General features: G+C 47.2%; 5 protein-coding genes. All 5 read left to right on the top strand.

The genetic code is table 11. The features are described 5' to 3' along the window. The first annotated feature begins 93 nt into the window (after positions 1–93). The gene (locus ASD24_RS15560; protein WP_056697298.1) at positions 94–573 is read left to right on the top strand and encodes an ArsR/SmtB family transcription factor; all 480 of its coding nucleotides are present in this window, start codon (positions 94–96) and stop codon (positions 571–573) included. Further along, positions 570–1,853, top strand: coding sequence for an MFS transporter (locus ASD24_RS15555; protein ID WP_082560431.1), 1,284 nt, complete (start codon positions 570–572; stop codon positions 1,851–1,853). Before ASD24_RS15560 ends, ASD24_RS15555 begins: the two co-directional genes overlap by 4 nt. Positions 1,854–2,234: 381 nt before the next feature. After that, positions 2,235–3,638: a lysine 2,3-aminomutase gene (ablA, locus tag ASD24_RS15550; protein ID WP_056697359.1), complete on the top strand. Its 1,404-nt coding sequence runs from the start codon at positions 2,235–2,237 to the stop codon at positions 3,636–3,638. Positions 3,639–3,711: 73 nt separating this feature from the next. Further along, positions 3,712–9,507, top strand: a complete 5,796-nt coding sequence (locus ASD24_RS15545; protein WP_056697297.1) for a non-ribosomal peptide synthetase — start codon at positions 3,712–3,714, stop codon at positions 9,505–9,507. Further along, positions 9,500–17,335, top strand: coding sequence for a non-ribosomal peptide synthetase (locus ASD24_RS15540; RefSeq protein ID WP_056697295.1), 7,836 nt, complete (start codon positions 9,500–9,502; stop codon positions 17,333–17,335). Before ASD24_RS15545 ends, ASD24_RS15540 begins: the two co-directional genes overlap by 8 nt.

The following is a 17,335-nucleotide window of genomic DNA, read 5'->3' as shown; positions in this document are numbered from 1 at the left end:
GTCATCGGAGTGGTCAGTGTGAATCTTTTTAGTTCAATTTATATAGTTTAATTACTGCTTTTCACATTATGAAGGTTATAGAGGTGAACGACCATGTCAGACGAAGCATTGCAGCCGATGGATATCACATTGGAGCAACAGAAGATTATTTCGCATCCGTTCCGGGTTGAGATCATTATTTTGTTATCCGAGCAGCCGATGACGTCCAAGCAGGTGGCAGACCGGTTGGATAAAGACCCTGGTACAACGTATTATCACATCCAGCAATTGTTTAAGCATGAGATTTTGGAGCTGGTACATACGGAGGTTTCGAGAGGAATTGTTGAGAAATTTTACAGAGCCAAAGCGACGTTGTTTCGAGTCAATGATTCAGAACTTAAGGTGAAGCAACAATTTCGGGCTAAGCGTGATAACTACATCATGCTGTCCGAGGCAGAATTGGCTGCTTTAAGTGACGAAATCTCAGAATTGTTCTACAAATATACACAGCAGTCACTCACGTCTAAGCAAGATAGAACGGCGTACCAGATCAGTTTCGAAGCAAAAGAGTATGATGAGGGGGAGATCACTTGAGTACGCGTTTGTTCAATCGGAATTTTAATATTCTATTGTCTGGTATGTTCGTCAAAGGCATTGGAACGGGTGTGTACGAGGTGGCTGGCATGCTGCTTGTCCTTGCGATCAGCGGCAATGTATTTTATTCAGGATTAGCCTATTTCGCTATCAGTGCTGCGGATTGCTTGGGCTTCCTGATTGCCCCTTTTGCCAATTACGTATCGTACAAAAAAAGTCTCGTGTTCTGTGAATTTCTAAAGTCAGCCTTATTGTTCTCGATTCCGCTCTTTGCTGTGTTGTTTGGATTGAACGTATTTTATTGCATTCTCGTATTGTTCATCGTAGCGATGATCTCACAGTTTACCTACCCCGTAGAATCTACAGTCATCCCCAGTATCGTACCTCAGGATAGCCTGGTACAGGCTAACTCATATCTGAACACACTCCGGGAAAGTATGAACATCGTATTTCTCGCTGTTGCGGGCATCGTGGTTGCATTCATCGGCCCCGTGCAAGCGATTCTTATTACGGCTATATGCCATTTGTGTACGTCCTTAATCTATACCCTGTATCGCTTTGATTTTCAAAATACCGATGAGAAGGAGCAGCCGGAGATCAGTAAATGGCTCCAAAATTACAAACAAGACTTTATGGCTGGAATCCGTTATATCACAGGTTCATCGATTATCCCTCATCTGGTCGTTGCTTGCTTCTTTGTTAACTTTTTCATTGCTGCGATGTTCGCCACACTTCCGGCATTTGCCCTGATGCAAGGTGGGAGTGAATCCTACTATGGGTATTATATGGCGGCAATGTCCGTAGGACTGTTATGTGGAGCGGTCATTACACCGCGTGTTGGTAAATTCCCTTTTGGTAAGCTCACCGTGCTCTGCGGCGTATCTTCAGGGTTATTATGGGTCGGTGCAAGCCTGTTGCCGGTAATCCCATCTATTGCACTCTATGGCGCAGGATTTGTAACGATTGGAATTTTCAATGTACTGATGTTCTCCGCAATTCAAAGACAGATTGAAACCTCAATGATTGGTAGAGTCATTACCGTTGTATCCAGTGCCGCAGCGTTTAGTATGCCGATTGGAGCTTTGGTGGGTGGAGCGATTGGTTCGATAAGCCCTCTGTATTCCATTTTACTTGGTGGCATTGCCATGGTGATCTTTGGTGTGTATTGGCTCGTTAGCGGTGTGCTTCGGAGGTTACCGTCCATTGATCAGCTGGAATTATCAGAAACAGCAGCTATTCCAACCTCGTATCATGAACCTGTGAAGGATGCACATGCCTAATCAAGTTTACCTTCATTTATCTTCTTGGTACCAAAGCGGGATGCTCTGAACACGAATGATAAGTCAATTGCGAGTAATATGTAAAATTAAGTAATCAATAATATAAAATTGTAATTTTCTATTTCAATTATAGCAAAATATGGTTACAATAGTCCTTAAAGATATATTTGTATATTATTTCAAATAAATCTTATAGAGTGCATCGTTGATGTTTGATGTACTCTGGTGTGCGTATGAAAGTAATTGTGAATGCACTTATGAATGCACAAGGGAATTTTCGATGTTTCTGTAGAGTAGTCGTAGTCTTCGATGCTAAGTAGTCATGAATCACATAACTAGGTATGGTGAAGGGGAGAGATGTTTTTGTACACTCAACGTGAAATGCCAGATAAAACCGCTCAGCACAGAAGACACTATCAGGAAGTCGAATTATGGGAGAACGTCGAAGAGAAGGACTGGAATGATTGGATATGGCAACTGACCAATACAATCAAAACTGTGGATCAACTCAAGAAAGTTATTCGTCTAACACCGGATGAAGAAGATGGTGTTCGGATTTCCGCTCAGACGATTCCACTCAATATTACGCCTTATTATGCTATGTTAATGGATCCAGATAACCCCGATTGCCCTATTCGTAAGCAGAGTGTTCCGATATCCCAAGAGATGAAGATGATGAGTTACGACCTCGAAGATCCTCTTGCGGAAGATGATGATTCACCGGTTCCAGGGCTAACCCATCGTTATCCTGACCGGGTTCTATTCCTCATTACCAATCAATGCTCGATGTATTGCCGTTATTGCACGCGAAGACGATTCTCTGGTCAGATCGGCATGGGAGTTCCCAAGAAACAGATGGAAGATGCGATCGCTTATATTCGTAATACACCAGCTGTACGCGATGTGCTTCTATCTGGAGGCGACGGATTGCTGGTCAATGACAAAATTCTAGAGTACATCATCAGTGAGCTACGCAAAATTCCACATGTCGAGATCATTCGAATCGGCACGAGAGCCCCAGTTGTATTTCCACAGCGCATTACCGAGAATCTGTGCAACATGCTTAAGAAATACCATCCTATCTGGCTTAACACCCACTTTAATACACCTATTGAAATTACAGAGGAAGCCAGAAGAGCCTGTGAGATGTTAGCAGATGCAGGTGTTCCATTAGGCAATCAGTCGGTATTACTCAAAGGAATCAATGATAGCAGCCATATTATGAAGAAACTAAATCTGGACCTCGTTAAGATGCGAGTTCGTCCTTACTATATGTATCAATGCGACTTATCGGAGGGAATTGGTCATTTTCGGACAACGATCTCCAAAGGAATTGAGATTATGGAATCGCTCAGAGGGCATACTTCGGGTTATTCCGTACCTACCTTTGTGGTGGATGCTCCAGGCGGTGGTGGTAAAATTCCGGTTCAGCCTAACTACATCGTTTCTCAATCACCTGGCAAAACCATTCTACGGAACTTTGAAGGCGTAATTACAGCGTATCCTGAACCTCGCAACTATGAAGAGGGGACTGCAGATCGTTACTTCGATGCTTATTATGGCAATTCAGTTGCCTATCGAACCACAGGTGTCTCTAACTTTTACCACGGGGATGAACAGGAGAGTCTCGTTCCAGATGAGCTGGAGAGATATTCCAAGAGGGAAGCCTTTAGGAACAGTGGAGCTGAGACCTTGAAGGATAAACGGGAAAATCGTGATCGACTTAAGGAGAAGAAGATGAATAAAGATCTTCGTCCATCAGGCGAACATATCCTTGCTGATTAATGTCGGTAAATTTCAATGAGACAGGCACCTCCATTCATGCAATGGATCATCATAGTCAAGGGAGAGGATAGAGTTGATTTATTCTGAACGGAGCATCTCCTTTCTGGATGTGGATCATTCATTAATACAAGAGCTGCGGGGGATATGCCGGGCACAGGATACCTCTATGAGCATGATGATACTAGCAGCTGTACAAGTTCTCTTACATCGATATTCCGGTAAGGATGAGGTGGATATCGCCCTCGTTTTCCCGCGGGATGAAGCAACGGAGCATACCTCGCATTCTGGAGACGATTTGAAGGATGCAATTTCGGTAAACACCGTTTTTACACCGGCGCTTCCCTTTTCGAAGCTATTAACTCAAATTCATGATCAATTTAGAAAGATTGCTGAACAAGCTAGCCTTTGTCTGGAGTCATGGACAGAGGGGATGGCTACAACGGAGAAGTCTTCAGACAATTGGACGATGCGAATATTTTTTAACATAGAGGATGCGCTAGGGTTAGTCAGAAAAGAGGAGAAGCAAGAAGTTCAAGCTAATACGCTACCATCGCTTGAAGATTCGTTCTCCACTGAGCTGATATGGAGTGTGACAGGGGCTTCATGTAACGTCCAGCTATTAAGTCATGATATCACGGTTGATGAGGACAAGATAAGCGGTATGCGTGAGCATCTTGTATCGTTGCTTGCTCAGATTGCTGAGCAGCCTGACCTGGATGTAGATACAGTATCTTTTCTGACCCCATACGAGAAAGAACAGCTATTATCGGAGTGGTGTGCGCCGCACCTTGAGTTTCCTCAGGAGCAATGTGTGCATGAGCTTTTCGACCTTCAAGCCCAGAGCACACCGGATGCGATAGCGGTGGAATCATTGGATGCCCGCATGAGCTATCGTGAGCTTGCAGAGGCATCTAACCGGCTAGCGAATTATTTGGAGACCAGGGGTGTGGTTCCCGGCGATCATGTTGGCATATATATGAGTCGATCCGTACATATGGCTGTGGCCAAGCTGGCTGTTCTGAAATGTGGTGGAGCCTATGTACCACTTGATATCAGTTACCCTGTAAGTCGGCTGGAATATATGGCTGGGCAAGCTGAGCTAGGATTTTTAATTATAGATGAGGCAGACCTCGAACTGGGAAGTGACGTAACCAAGATTCATTTAGGGACAGAACAGGACAGCATTGCTTCTCAAGCTATGACCTACCAACAGAGGGCACACGCTGATCTGCTTGCTTATGTTATTTTCACGTCGGGATCAACCGGATTTCCTAAGGGTGTGGCGATTCGTCACCGCTCATTGACCGGTTATCTGTACTCCATTATTCATGCATTGGACATATCATCAGCGGATCGAGTTTTACAATTTGCACCGATTAGTTTTGATGCCACGATTGAAGAGATCTTTCCGTTCTGGCTGAGTGGTGCAACGGTTGTATTTGTCCCTGATCCATATCGCTATCCAGATTCAGCTTTTACAACATATATCATCGAACAGCACATCAGCGTATTAAGCTTACCTACTGCGTTCTGGCATAGTTGGGTTGAGGACTGCGGAGAGTTCGGATTTCCTTTGCCTGATAACCTGCGCATGGTGCTGCTTAATGCCGAACAACCTTCTATGCTCATTTACGAAAAGTGGCTTCAGCTAGCCGGAGATCAGATCCGGTTGATCAATACGTATGGTCCCACAGAGGCAACGGTTACGACCACATTGTTTGACATGAGCCAGATGAAAGAGGAATATGGCCGCATTCCAGCAGGATACGCTATTCCTAACGCTCGGATGTATGTGCTTGATGAGCGCCAGCAACTCATGCCACCGGGGTTTGCCGGGGAGCTTTATATCGGCGGAGAGGGCGTGGCGTATGGATACTTGCAACAACCTGATCTGAATCGTTCTGTTTTTCTGGACAACCCTTTTGAACCGGGGGCTCGCATGTACAAGACCGGTGATCTAGTACGTTATCATCATGATGGCTGTCTAGAGATCGTAGGTCGTATCGATAATCAGGTCAAAATTCGGGGATTCCGCATCGAGCTGGGTGAGATTGAAGCTTTATTATCCCAGCATCCTTTATTGAAGAATAACGTAGCGATGGTTCACGAATTTTCGCCGGATGACAAAAGAATTGTGCTCTACTATGTTCCCAAAATGCCCCATACCGGTGCAGTGAGTACAGAAGAACTATATGCTTTTTTAAAAGATCGCTTACCAGAGTATATGATGCCTTCCTTCTGGATTGAGCTAGATAGTATCCCATTGTTGCCTAATGGCAAGCTGGATCGAAAGTCACTGCCATGGCCTGAGAGAAAGCATGAGGATTCCTCGGATCTAGACCTCTCGGAGTATCAGCCTACGGAGCGACAGGTGCTTGCCATATGGTCTGATGTCCTTGGACTGAGTGAGATTGGGCTACATGATCCGTTCTTCATGCTTGGAGGGCATTCTCTATTAGCTACAAGAATTATTTCTCGTATTCGACAGTCCTATCCTATTGATATGACGATCGCAGAGTTCTTTGAGCGACCAACCATTGCGGGCTTATCAGCGCTTATTGATGGCAGACTGCTGAACGGTAATGAATCGGAGTTACGACCAGCGCTGCTACCCCAATCTAATTTAGCGAAGCCAGAGCCTTCTTTTGCCCAAAAGCGCTTCTGGTTCACACATCAGCTTCATCAGGATTCCTACAGTGATCATATGCCCTATGTATGGGATGTAAAAGGTTCGCTGAATCTGGATGCACTGGAACGAGCAATTCATCAGATCCTATCACGGCATCAAATCCTTCGAAGTAAGTATCCGAATATCGGCGGAGAACCTGGTTATGCAACTGTACCTATATCTGCTGACGATTCAATTCTTACGTATGAAGATAAAATTGTTACTCATAGTGAAGCCCTACAATGGATGAAGCAGGAGGTAAAGCGTCCTTTCGATTTGACCTTAGGACAATTAGTTCATATACGTTTGTTCCGACTGGGGGAAGAGGAGTACCTGCTGTTCCTCAATATGCATCATATCGTATCCGATGAATGGTCCGTTCAGTTGTTTGTTAGGGAACTAGGTTTGCTGTACGGAGATTACCTGCTGGGCCGTCCTACGTCGCTTGAACCGTTAAAGGTGCAGTATGAAGACTATGCCCAGATTCAGAAGCAATGGTTAAGTGGCGATGTTCTTCGCAGACATGAGGAATATTGGGTGAAGCAGTTAGCTGATCTGACGCCTTTATCCCTGCCTACAGATAGAAGTAAGTCTAAGCAGCAGAATAAGCGAAGTGGGAAAACACTTGCATTTCATATAGAAGATTCATTAAACAACGATTTGAAGCGTATATGTGAAACGGTAGAAACGACTTTGTATATGACGCTGTTATCTGCTTTCAATGTACTGTTGTATCGCTATACCTATCAGGAAGATATAGCGGTCGGTTCTCCCATTACGAATCGAAACTGGCCTGAGACCGAAGAGCTCATCGGACTTTTTGTGAATACACTTGTTCTCCGCACACATGTGTCGCCAGAGCAGTCATTCTTGGATTTGTTAGAGCAGGCGAAGAAGGTATCCATTGAGGCTTATGCCCATCAGGAGTATCCATTCGAGCAACTAGTTGAGAAGCTGCAACCGGAACGGAAGAGAGAGACCTCACCGCTCTTTCAAGTGTTTTTTGCACTTCATAACACGCCGGACGAAAAGGTGATTATGCCTAATCTGAATATGGAATTATACGAGATGGATTTTGGCATTGCTCAATTTGATCTATCCCTCACATTTAAGGAAACCGAGCACGGATTAACAGGGGAATGGGTGTACGATACGGATCTGTTCCATGAAGCAACCATTGTAAGAATGAAGGATCATCTCGTAACACTGCTGGAGGCCGTTGTTGCACAACCTCAGCTTCAATTGAAAGATATTTCGATTCAGTCAGAGGCAGAGCATCAGCTTATGATTCAGGAGTGGAATCAGACGGAACGGAGCTTCCCGGGAAGAGTTGCATTGCCGGAATTGGTCAGTTTGCAGGCTATGCAGACGCCAGCTCAAACGGCGCTTACCTTTGGAGAAGACAGTATATCCTATCAGCAATTAGAGAGCTGGAGTAATAAGCTAGCATTTCGATTGCTTGAGCATGTGCAGCCAGGTGACTGTGTCGCTCTGTATATGGAACGTTCCATGGAGATGATGGTTGGCATACTTGGCATTATGAAATCAGGTTGTGCTTATGTTCCTATTGATCCTGCTCTCCCGGCAGATCGGATTAGCTATATGTTAAGCGACAGTGGAGCCAGTCTCGTGTTATGTGATAGTTCGATGCAGGTTCCACAGGATTACGTAGGTCACATCATGTCAGTGCCGCCTATGGAAACGAATCAAAAGGATGAGGAACGTCTTTCATTCACGAACCTGCAAGATTTGGCTTATATCATGTATACCTCGGGTTCGACAGGCAGACCTAAGGGTGTGGAAATCACTCATGAAGCACTTGTTAACTTTGCACATAGCATGATCCGACTGCTTGATTTCAAGGCTGGAGATCGCATTGCAGCGCTAACGACCGTATCATTTGACATATTTGCTCTAGAGGCACTCGTGCCCCTTATTGTTGGAATGGAAGTAGCTCTAGCTTCAGGTAGAGAGCAGACGGATGTTCATGCGCTGAACCAGTTCCTAGCGCGTACGTCACCAGACTGGATGCAACTTACGCCTTCACGTCTGCAACAGATATGGGTGGATGAGCAGATGGAACAACGGTTAAGTGGAATGACCGGAATTTTGCTAGGCGGGGAAGCACTACCGATGGCTCTGCTGCAACAATTACAAAGTCGATTCCAAGGTAAAATCTTCAACCTTTATGGTCCTACAGAAACCACAGTCTGGTCACTTTCTCGTGATCTGACACATGCAGATACCGTAGATTTGGGTCGGCCGATTGATAATACAGAACTGTATATTCTTGATCCGTATTTGAATCCGGTTCCGATTGGAGTAGCTGGGGAGCTGCATATCGGAGGAAAAGGGCTTGCACGAGGGTATCACAACTTGGAACAGCTCACATCCGAGAAGTTTATAGCGCATCCCTATAGATCGGGAGAACGTGTCTACAAGACGGGTGACCTAGCCAAATATCGTGCAGACGGACATATAGAATACTTGGGGAGAGCCGATTATCAGGTGAAAGTTAGGGGATTCCGCATCGAGCTACATGAGATCGAGCAGTACATGCACCAGCATGCTGCAGTGGATTCCATGGTGGTCACTGTGAACGAAGCGGTGCCTCGGGACAAACAGCTCGTAGGTTATTTTGTAGTCAAAAGTGGATTGCAGGTTACGGTGTCTGAGCTAAGAGAGTTCGCACGTCAATCACTGCCTTACTATATGATCCCCACACTTTGGGTCGAACTGGAGTCTATGCCGCTCTCGCCAAGTGGCAAAATCAATCGTAAAGCATTGCCGGAACCTGATGACTCACATGTTACGCCTTCGAATGATTATGTTGAACCAACCACAGATTTGGAGGCAGTGCTATGCCAGATATGTGCTAATGTGCTGTCACTGGAACAAGTGGGAATCCATGATCACTTTTTTGAGATCGGCGGACATTCGTTGAAGCTTACACAATTCCTGTTCCAGGTAGAGCAGGCTTGCCATATCTCGATTCCGCTGGGTGATATTTTTGACCATCCTACCGTCCATGAACTGGCAACATATATCGAGGAAACGCACCCTGACTGGCAATTGACGTCAAAACCGCTCACAGCAATCCAACGCGAGGAAACTGCGGATATCGTTGTGGATGCATTAACCGAGAAGGAAGTCGAGGAATTACTCGCAGCTCTATTAGAGGAGGATCAGCATCTTGGATAAAATTGAAACCTCAATGGAACAAAAGAGAGAGCTACTCAAAGCGCTTTTGCAAAAGAAAGGGGAGAAGAAGTACTTCCCACTTTCATATACACAGCAGCGAATCTGGTTCATACATCAATTCGACCCTGTGAATGTCGGTTATAACATTTCATTAAACTGGCGTATTCGTGGTTCATTGGATTGGCAGGTGCTTGAGCGGTGTTTTCAGGTGATTGTGGATCGCCATGATTCGCTCCGCGCTACGTTTCACAATATGAATGGTCAAGTCGTTCAATCGATTCAGCCTCAGCCACAGTTCAAGCTGGAACGATTATCTCTAGATAAGGAACAAGAGATTGAACAGGCTATCATGGAGCGTGTGGAGCAGGAGAAGAATCGTGTCTTCGATCTTGGACAAGGTCCGTTGTTCAGGGCTGCTGTTCTACCGGTTGGCGAGAATGATCATGTACTACTCATCAATATGCATCACATCATATCCGATGGCTGGTCGATCCGTCTGCTGTCCGAGGAGTTAACAACGCTATACTCCGCGATGGCAAAGGGAAGTTCGTATACACTTGCACCGCTCGATATCAAATACAGTGATTATGTGGTCTGGCAACGAGACTGGCTACAGAGTGAGCAGGCAAGTGAACAGATGAAGTTCTGGAAGGAGCGGTTGGACGGTGTACAGATGTTGCAGCTTCCAACTGACCTCCCCCGTCCTTCTGTGCAGACGTATCGGGGAGATCACGCTAGATTTACCCTGTCATCTACACTGGAGAGGTCTCTCCAGCACTACAGTCGTGAGCACAAAGTGACACTCTACATGATTTTTCTATCTGCGTTCAAAACCCTAATGTACCGTTACAGCCAGCAGGAAGACATTGCTGTGGGTACACCTATTGCCAATCGGGTACGACAGGAAGTCACACCTCTCATTGGATCGTTTGTGAATACACTCGTTCTGCGAACGCCGCTTCAAGGAAACACAAGTTTTGCTGAAGTGGTGCAGCAAGTGAAGAACGAGGCAATGTTAGCTTATAAAAATCAGGATTTACCGTTCGAGAAGCTGGTCGAGGAGCTTCATCCCGATCGAGATCCGGGTATATCGCCACTGTTTCAAGTGTTGTTCACGATGGAAGAGAACGATGATGTCACCCTACAGTTGGACAAGCTTGAGGTGGGTGCAATAGAGGTGAATTGGAGAACGTCTTTGTTCGATCTGTCACTGACGATGGAGCAGAATCAGGACGGACTTCGTGGCTTATTCGAATATAATACCGACCTGTTTCATGAGGAAACGGTGGCTCGCATGGTAGGTCATTTCCAGCGACTTCTGGAACAGGCTATGGCTAATCCAGAGCAGACGTTGGATCAGTTTGAGCTATTGTCTGCCCCAGAACGCCAGCAGCTACTGGTCGATTGGAATGAGACAGAGCGAGCCTATAATTGGAGCTGTCTTGTACACCAGCTGGTAGAAGAGCAAGCGGCTAAAGCGCCCGAAGCACTCGCTGCAACGGACGCGGATCGACAGATTACGTATGGTGAGCTGAATGAACGGGCGAATGTCTTGGCGCATAATCTCCGTAAGCGGGGAGCACGTCCGGGGAGTTATGTAGGGGTCTGCACGGAACGTTCGGTTGACTGGTTGGTTGGCATGCTTGGGGTGTTCAAATCAGGAGCCTGCTATGTGCCGCTAGATCCGACCTATCCAGAGGAAAGACTGGCATATATGATGGCAGATGCCAATGTTCCGCTGTTGGTGACCCATTCGAAAATACTGACCCGGTTGACCGTAGAGCCAGCGGTTCAGGTGGTCTGTTTGGATCAGGAATCAGATTGGGGGACGTTGGATAGGGGCGAGAACGGTGAGCGCAGAGCTAATCCGGAGCCATGGGCGACTGCGCAAGATCCAGCCTATGTGATCTATACATCGGGTTCTACAGGACAGCCTAAGGGTGCAATCCTTCGTCATCAAGGCTTGCTGAACGTTGTTCTGTGGCACCAAGCTCGATTTGGAACAAGCCCAGCAGACCGCGGGGCTCAGATCGCGCGGATGGGCTTCGATGCTTCCTTGCTAGAGACTTGGCCGCTGCTCTGCTCCGGAGGCAGTGTGCACCTGATGGAGCAAGAGATCGTGCTGAACCCTGAGGGATTGCAACACTGGTTGCTGGATCACCAGATCACCCTGAGCTGCTTCCTGCCTCCTGTGGTGGCAGAGCAACTGCTGCCGCTCAACTGGCCGAAGGATGGGGCATTGCGAGCACTGCTCGCAGGGGGTGAACGACTGCAGATGCGTCCACCAGCGCATCTCACCTTTGATTACGTGAATATCTATGGGCCAACGGAATGTACGATTCTCAGCACCGTGTCTACGGTGGAGGCGGAGGATGGTAGCTTTAGCCCTCCATCGATTGGTGGAGCACTTCCGAATACGCAATTGTACGTATTGGACGCCCACCAAAATCCAGTACCTCGCGGGGTACCAGGAGAGTTGTACATTGGCGGTGTTGGGGTCGCTATCGGGTACTTGAACCGGGAGGAGCTGAATGCCGAGAAGTTTGTGGCACATCCGTTTCGGTCAGGGGAGCGTTTGTATCGAACGGGTGACTTAGTGAAATACAACCCGGATGCCACCTTGAGCTACATCGGTCGTGCGGATCATCAGGTGAAAATCCGAGGATTCCGCATCGAATTAGGTGAGATCGAGTCGGTGTTAGTGGGTCACCCAGCAGTGCATAGCGTCATTGTACAGGCACGGGAAATCGGCGAAACAGGGAAGCAATTAGTTGCCTACATTGCGACGCAGCCGGAAGCCTCCCGTGGGAAAAGCAATGCTGTACTTGTCAATGAGCTGCGTGAATATATGAAGCCGAAGCTGCCGCAATTCATGTTGAACGGCAAGGTGGATCGGAAAGCCCTGCCTGAACCAACGCCGAGTGAGCTGTATAGCGCACAGGACTATGTGGCTCCGCGTCATCCGGTGGAAGAGATACTGGCGGGAATCTGGTCAGACGTGCTGGGGTTACAGCGAATTGGTGCGCATGATCATTTCTTCGAGCTCGGGGGTCATTCCCTCTTAGCCACCCAGATCGTATCTAGGGTGAAAAAGCTGTTTGGCATTGAGTATCCACTTGCTCAAGTCTTTCAACGTCCGATGCTCTCTCAGATGGCGAAGTCCATTCGTGAGATTCAGGAAATTCAGGAAGAACGAATTGCTCCTGAAGAGATTGTTAGGGTTTCTCGGGAGCGGGAGTTGCCATTGTCCTATGCACAACAACGGATGTGGTTCTTTGAACAGATGTATCCAGGCAATCGCAGTTATCATATCCCTTCCCTTTGGCGGATTCATGGTCAGTTGCGACCAGATCTGCTTGAGAATAGCTTAGCGAAATTGATACAGCGGCATGAATCGCTCCGTACCTGTTTTTTATCTGGATCAAACGGTGATCCGATGCAGCACATTTTACCGACATTACCTTCTGTGTTTACTTATCTGGATTGGCAGGATCATTCTAACCCGCTTGAACAGGCACTTCACAGGATTGATGAAGATCGCGATCAAGCCTTTTCACTGCAGGGAGGCCCGCTGCTGGGCGCATTGTTAATACAGATTGCACCGCAAGAATATCTGTTTAGTGTGAGGATGCACCATATTATATCGGATGGCTGGTCTATGAGTATTTTTGCCCGGGAATTGGGTGAAATATATTCGGCTTTGAATGATTCGGATGTATCCGGTGGGTCGAGTAATGCAGTAGAACGGGTGCTGCCAGAGCTACCTATTCAATATGCTGACTTCGCGGTGTGGCAACGAAAGTGGATTGCGGATGGAATATTAGAACAACAGATGCAGTACTGGAGGCAGCAATTGCAGGGGGTATCTGTACTGCAGTTGCCGACAGATTACCCGCGTCCTGCTGTACAGACATTTGAGGGAGCGGCGGAGCGTTTCACGCTAGCACCTTCTCTACTTCAATCCTTGCAGCAGCTAAGCCGCCGTGAAGGAGTCACGTTATACATGCTGTTGCTGTCTGCGTGGAATGTGCTCTTATACCGTTATAGCCAGCAAGAGGATATTACGGTGGGTACACCGATTGCGAATCGAAACCAGGAGGCAACGGAGGGGCTGATCGGTTTCTTTGCGAATACACTCGTGATGCGTGCACATCTGTCGGATGATTTACGTTTTCGAGAGTTGTTGTCCCAGGTGAAGGAAATGGCACTGGGAGCCTACATGCATCAAGATGTACCGTTTGAGAAGCTTGTAAGCGAACTCCAGCCTGATCGGGAACCGAGCTACACCCCGCTGTTCCAAGTATTTTTTGCATTACAGAATGCACCTGGAGACGATATCCGACTTCCGAACATGAAGGTAACTTCGGTAGAGCAGGCAAGCACAACTGCATTATTCGACCTGTCTCTGATTATGGAGGAAAGCGGCGAAGGTATATCGGGAGAATTGATCTACAATACAGGATTGTTTGATCAGCAGAGCATCCAGCGGATGGTAGGGCATCTACACATTTTACTGGAAGGTATCTCAAGTGCTCCGGAACAGGTTATTAGCCAGCTACCTTTGTTATCCAAGGAAGAAGAGAATCTTCTGTTAGTGGAATGGAATCAAACTGAGCGGGATTATTCCCTTGAGCAATGTGTACATGAACTATTCGAGATACATGCGGCGAGTGCACCAGATCAACTGGCAGTAGCTTACTTGAATGAGCAGTTAAGTTATGGAGAGATGAATCGTAAAGCGAATCAACTGGCTCATGAGCTTCGTAGACGAGGCGTTGTTCCTGGTACCAATGTAGGTGTCTATATTGATCGTTCTCCTGAATGGCTGACTGCGATGGTTGCTGTATTCAAATCTGGAGGATGTTACGTTCCACTCGATCCGAGTTATCCCGAAGGAAGACTGGAATATATGATGCAGGATGCTCGTGTTCCACTACTGATTACACAGTCTGGTCTGATGAATCGTTTGCAATGGACGGCAGAAACGATCTGTATTGATCAGGAGGAAACGTGGCTCAGGAGTGGTAATGACAACAATCCTTCAATAACGACAACGCCGGACGATGCAGCCTATATCATCTACACATCAGGCTCTACAGGCCTGCCCAAAGGTGTTGTGCTCAAGCATCGCGGTCTCCTCAATGTTGCACGTTGGCATCACGAACGGTATGGCGTAATCCCGCGTGATCGCGCCGCACAAGCTGCGCGGATGGGCTTCGACGCCTCGATTCTAGAGGTCTGGCCATTCCTAAGCGCTGGGGCGAGTATTCATATTTTGGAGCAGGATATCGTTGCGGATGCAGAGGCGATTCGAGAGCGGATTAATGCCGAAGGTATTACCCGTTGCTTCTTATCTCCTATTATTGCAGAACAGCTCTTGGATCAACGCTGGCCGTCCCATGGATCACTGCGCACGATGATGACTGGTGGGGATCGGCTTCAGGTTCAACCGCCAGCCGGTCTGCCCTTTGAATATACAAACCATTATGGCCCAACAGAATATACCATTCTCTGTACAGCAGGAACGGTAGCTCCGAAGAAGGCAGATACACTAAATGTGGCCCCTTCCATCGGGAGTGTTCTGCCCAATACCGAGTTATACGTGCTGGATCGCCAGCGTAATCTAGTACCGGTTGGTGTACCGGGTGAGTTGTATATCGGTGGTGTAGGGCTGGCCTTTGGTTATCTCAACCGCGAAGAGCTAACAGCAGAGGCATTTATTCCACATCCGTTCAAGGCTGGAGAAGAGCGTCTGTATCGAACGGGAGATCTGGTTCGTTATCGAACAGATGCTACATTGGAATTTGCTGGGCGAGCAGATCACCAGGTGAAGCTTCGTGGCTTCCGAATTGAACTGGGTGAGGTTGAGTCCGTGTTGGCAGGGCATCCAGCCGTGAATTCTGCCATCGTGCAGGTAAGAGAGACTGCAGGTACAGGCAGACAATTGGTCGCTTATTTTACATTACAGGGTGAGCAGGAGCAGATGGTGTCAGAGCTTCGGAACTATATGAAGCAAAAGCTGCCACAGTATATGATCCCAGCCGCTTGGGTTCATCTTGATGAGTTGCCTCTTACACCGAATGGAAAGGTAGACCGCAAAGCATTACCTGAACCGAATACACAAGAGAATGACAATAAGGAGAATCATGTAACGCCTCGTACACCTGTCGAAGAAGTGCTGTGCGAGATCTGGAGTGAGGTTCTGGGAGTTACACAGATCGGTGTGGAAGATAATTTCTTCGAACTGGGCGGTGATTCTATTGTCAGTATCCAGATGATTTTCAAAGCGAATGAGCGTGGCATTGCTCTCAAAAATCAGCAGGTCTTCCTCTACCCTACCATCGCCGAACTTGCTGTTCGAGCTGGGGAGGTACGGAGCTTAAATGAAGATCAGGGATCGGTTACTGGAACAGCGCCGTTAACTTCGATCCAGGAATGGTTTTTTGCACAACAACATGCGAGTCCGAATCACTGGAACCAGTCCGTGGTGATCAAGGTCGGAGAGCCATTGCAGCTGGATATTCTGCACCAGACGCTAGAGCTGCTGGAATCCCATCACGATGCATTGCGTATGACGTTCAGCTTGGATGACCGACAACAAGTATGGACACAGACCTGCCGTGACTCGGGTACCGAGGTACAACTTACGATTCGAGATTTATCTCATGTACAGGATACGGATATTCAAACGACCGTAACGTCTGAATTGAATCAGATTCAGTCCAGCCTGGATATTGAAGCAGGCTCATTGTGGCATTCCCTTTACATGCGTATGGGTTCCACGCGGCCAGATCTACTAGCGATCGTCATTCACCATCTGGTCGTGGACAGTGTATCGTGGAGAATTTTGATGGAGGATCTGGAGAATATCTACACGAAGCTGGTATCTCAGCAGAAAGTTCGTCTTCCGTTAAAAACGACGTCGTACCTGAAATGGTCAGAGCGACTGGCTGACTATGCAAGCCATAACATTCCCGAACAAGTTGAGCAGTATTGGACACATGTCAGTGAGCAGGTTAAGCGTCATGAATTCCAGCTTAAATTAGACGATGCACAAGGTAGCAATCAGGTAGCAGATACAGCAGTTGTCCTCAGAACGTTGAAGTTGGAGACAACTACTATATTGCGAGAAGAAGTTACTCGGCAGTTGCATGTTCAGGTTAATGAGGTTTTATTTGCTGCTTTTGCCAGCACGTTAGCGAATTGGAGTGCAAGCGACTACGTATGGATTCATCTTGAAGGGCATGGCCGTGAAGAGATCGCCGAGGATCTGAACCTAAACCGTACGATTGGATGGTTTACCAGCATGTATCCTGTGTACGTGAATCTCAGTGGTGTTCATCAAGTAGACGGACTGATCAAGCATGTTCAGGAGCAACTCCTCCGTATTCCGAACAAAGGCATGGATTATGGTATTTTGCGCTACTTGAAGCGCCATCCGGTGTTAACTCAGAATGCTGTAGCACCCATAGCCAGCTTTAATTATCTGGGTCAATATCAGACGTCTGGCAAATATTCCGGATTCGAGGAAACGGAAGAGTATACGAGCCTTGACTGGGGTTCAGATAATGAACGAGGTCATTTGATTGATGTGGTGTGCTGGATTTCAGGTGGAGAACTTCATTTGAAATGGATGTATAGCAGTCGTCAGTTTTCACAGAGTAGCGTGGAAAGGGCAGCAGATTATTTTAATGAAGTGATTCAAGAGGCCGTGGCACTAGTCCAACATACCGGAATGGTCAATAAGCTGTCCCAAGTGCTCCAAGATAACCAATTATCCGAATTCGAACTGGAGAGTATTGCAAACGAACTAGAGGAGGAGTACTGA

The sequence above is a fragment of the Paenibacillus sp. Root52 genome (assembly GCF_001426865.1).
In the GTDB taxonomy this organism is placed as follows: Bacteria; Bacillota; Bacilli; order Paenibacillales; family Paenibacillaceae; genus Paenibacillus.
The sequence above is the reverse complement of the archived record's forward strand: the minus strand, read 5'-3'. Positions and strand labels throughout refer to the sequence as shown.

Excerpts from the sequence above, each read along its gene's own strand:
- ablA (WP_056697359.1), top strand. The coding sequence starts at position 2,235 with ATGCCAGATAAAACCGCTCAGCACAGAAGACACTATCAGGAAGTCGAA.
- ASD24_RS15560 (WP_056697298.1), top strand. The coding sequence starts at position 94 with ATGTCAGACGAAGCATTGCAGCCGATGGATATCACATTGGAGCAACAG.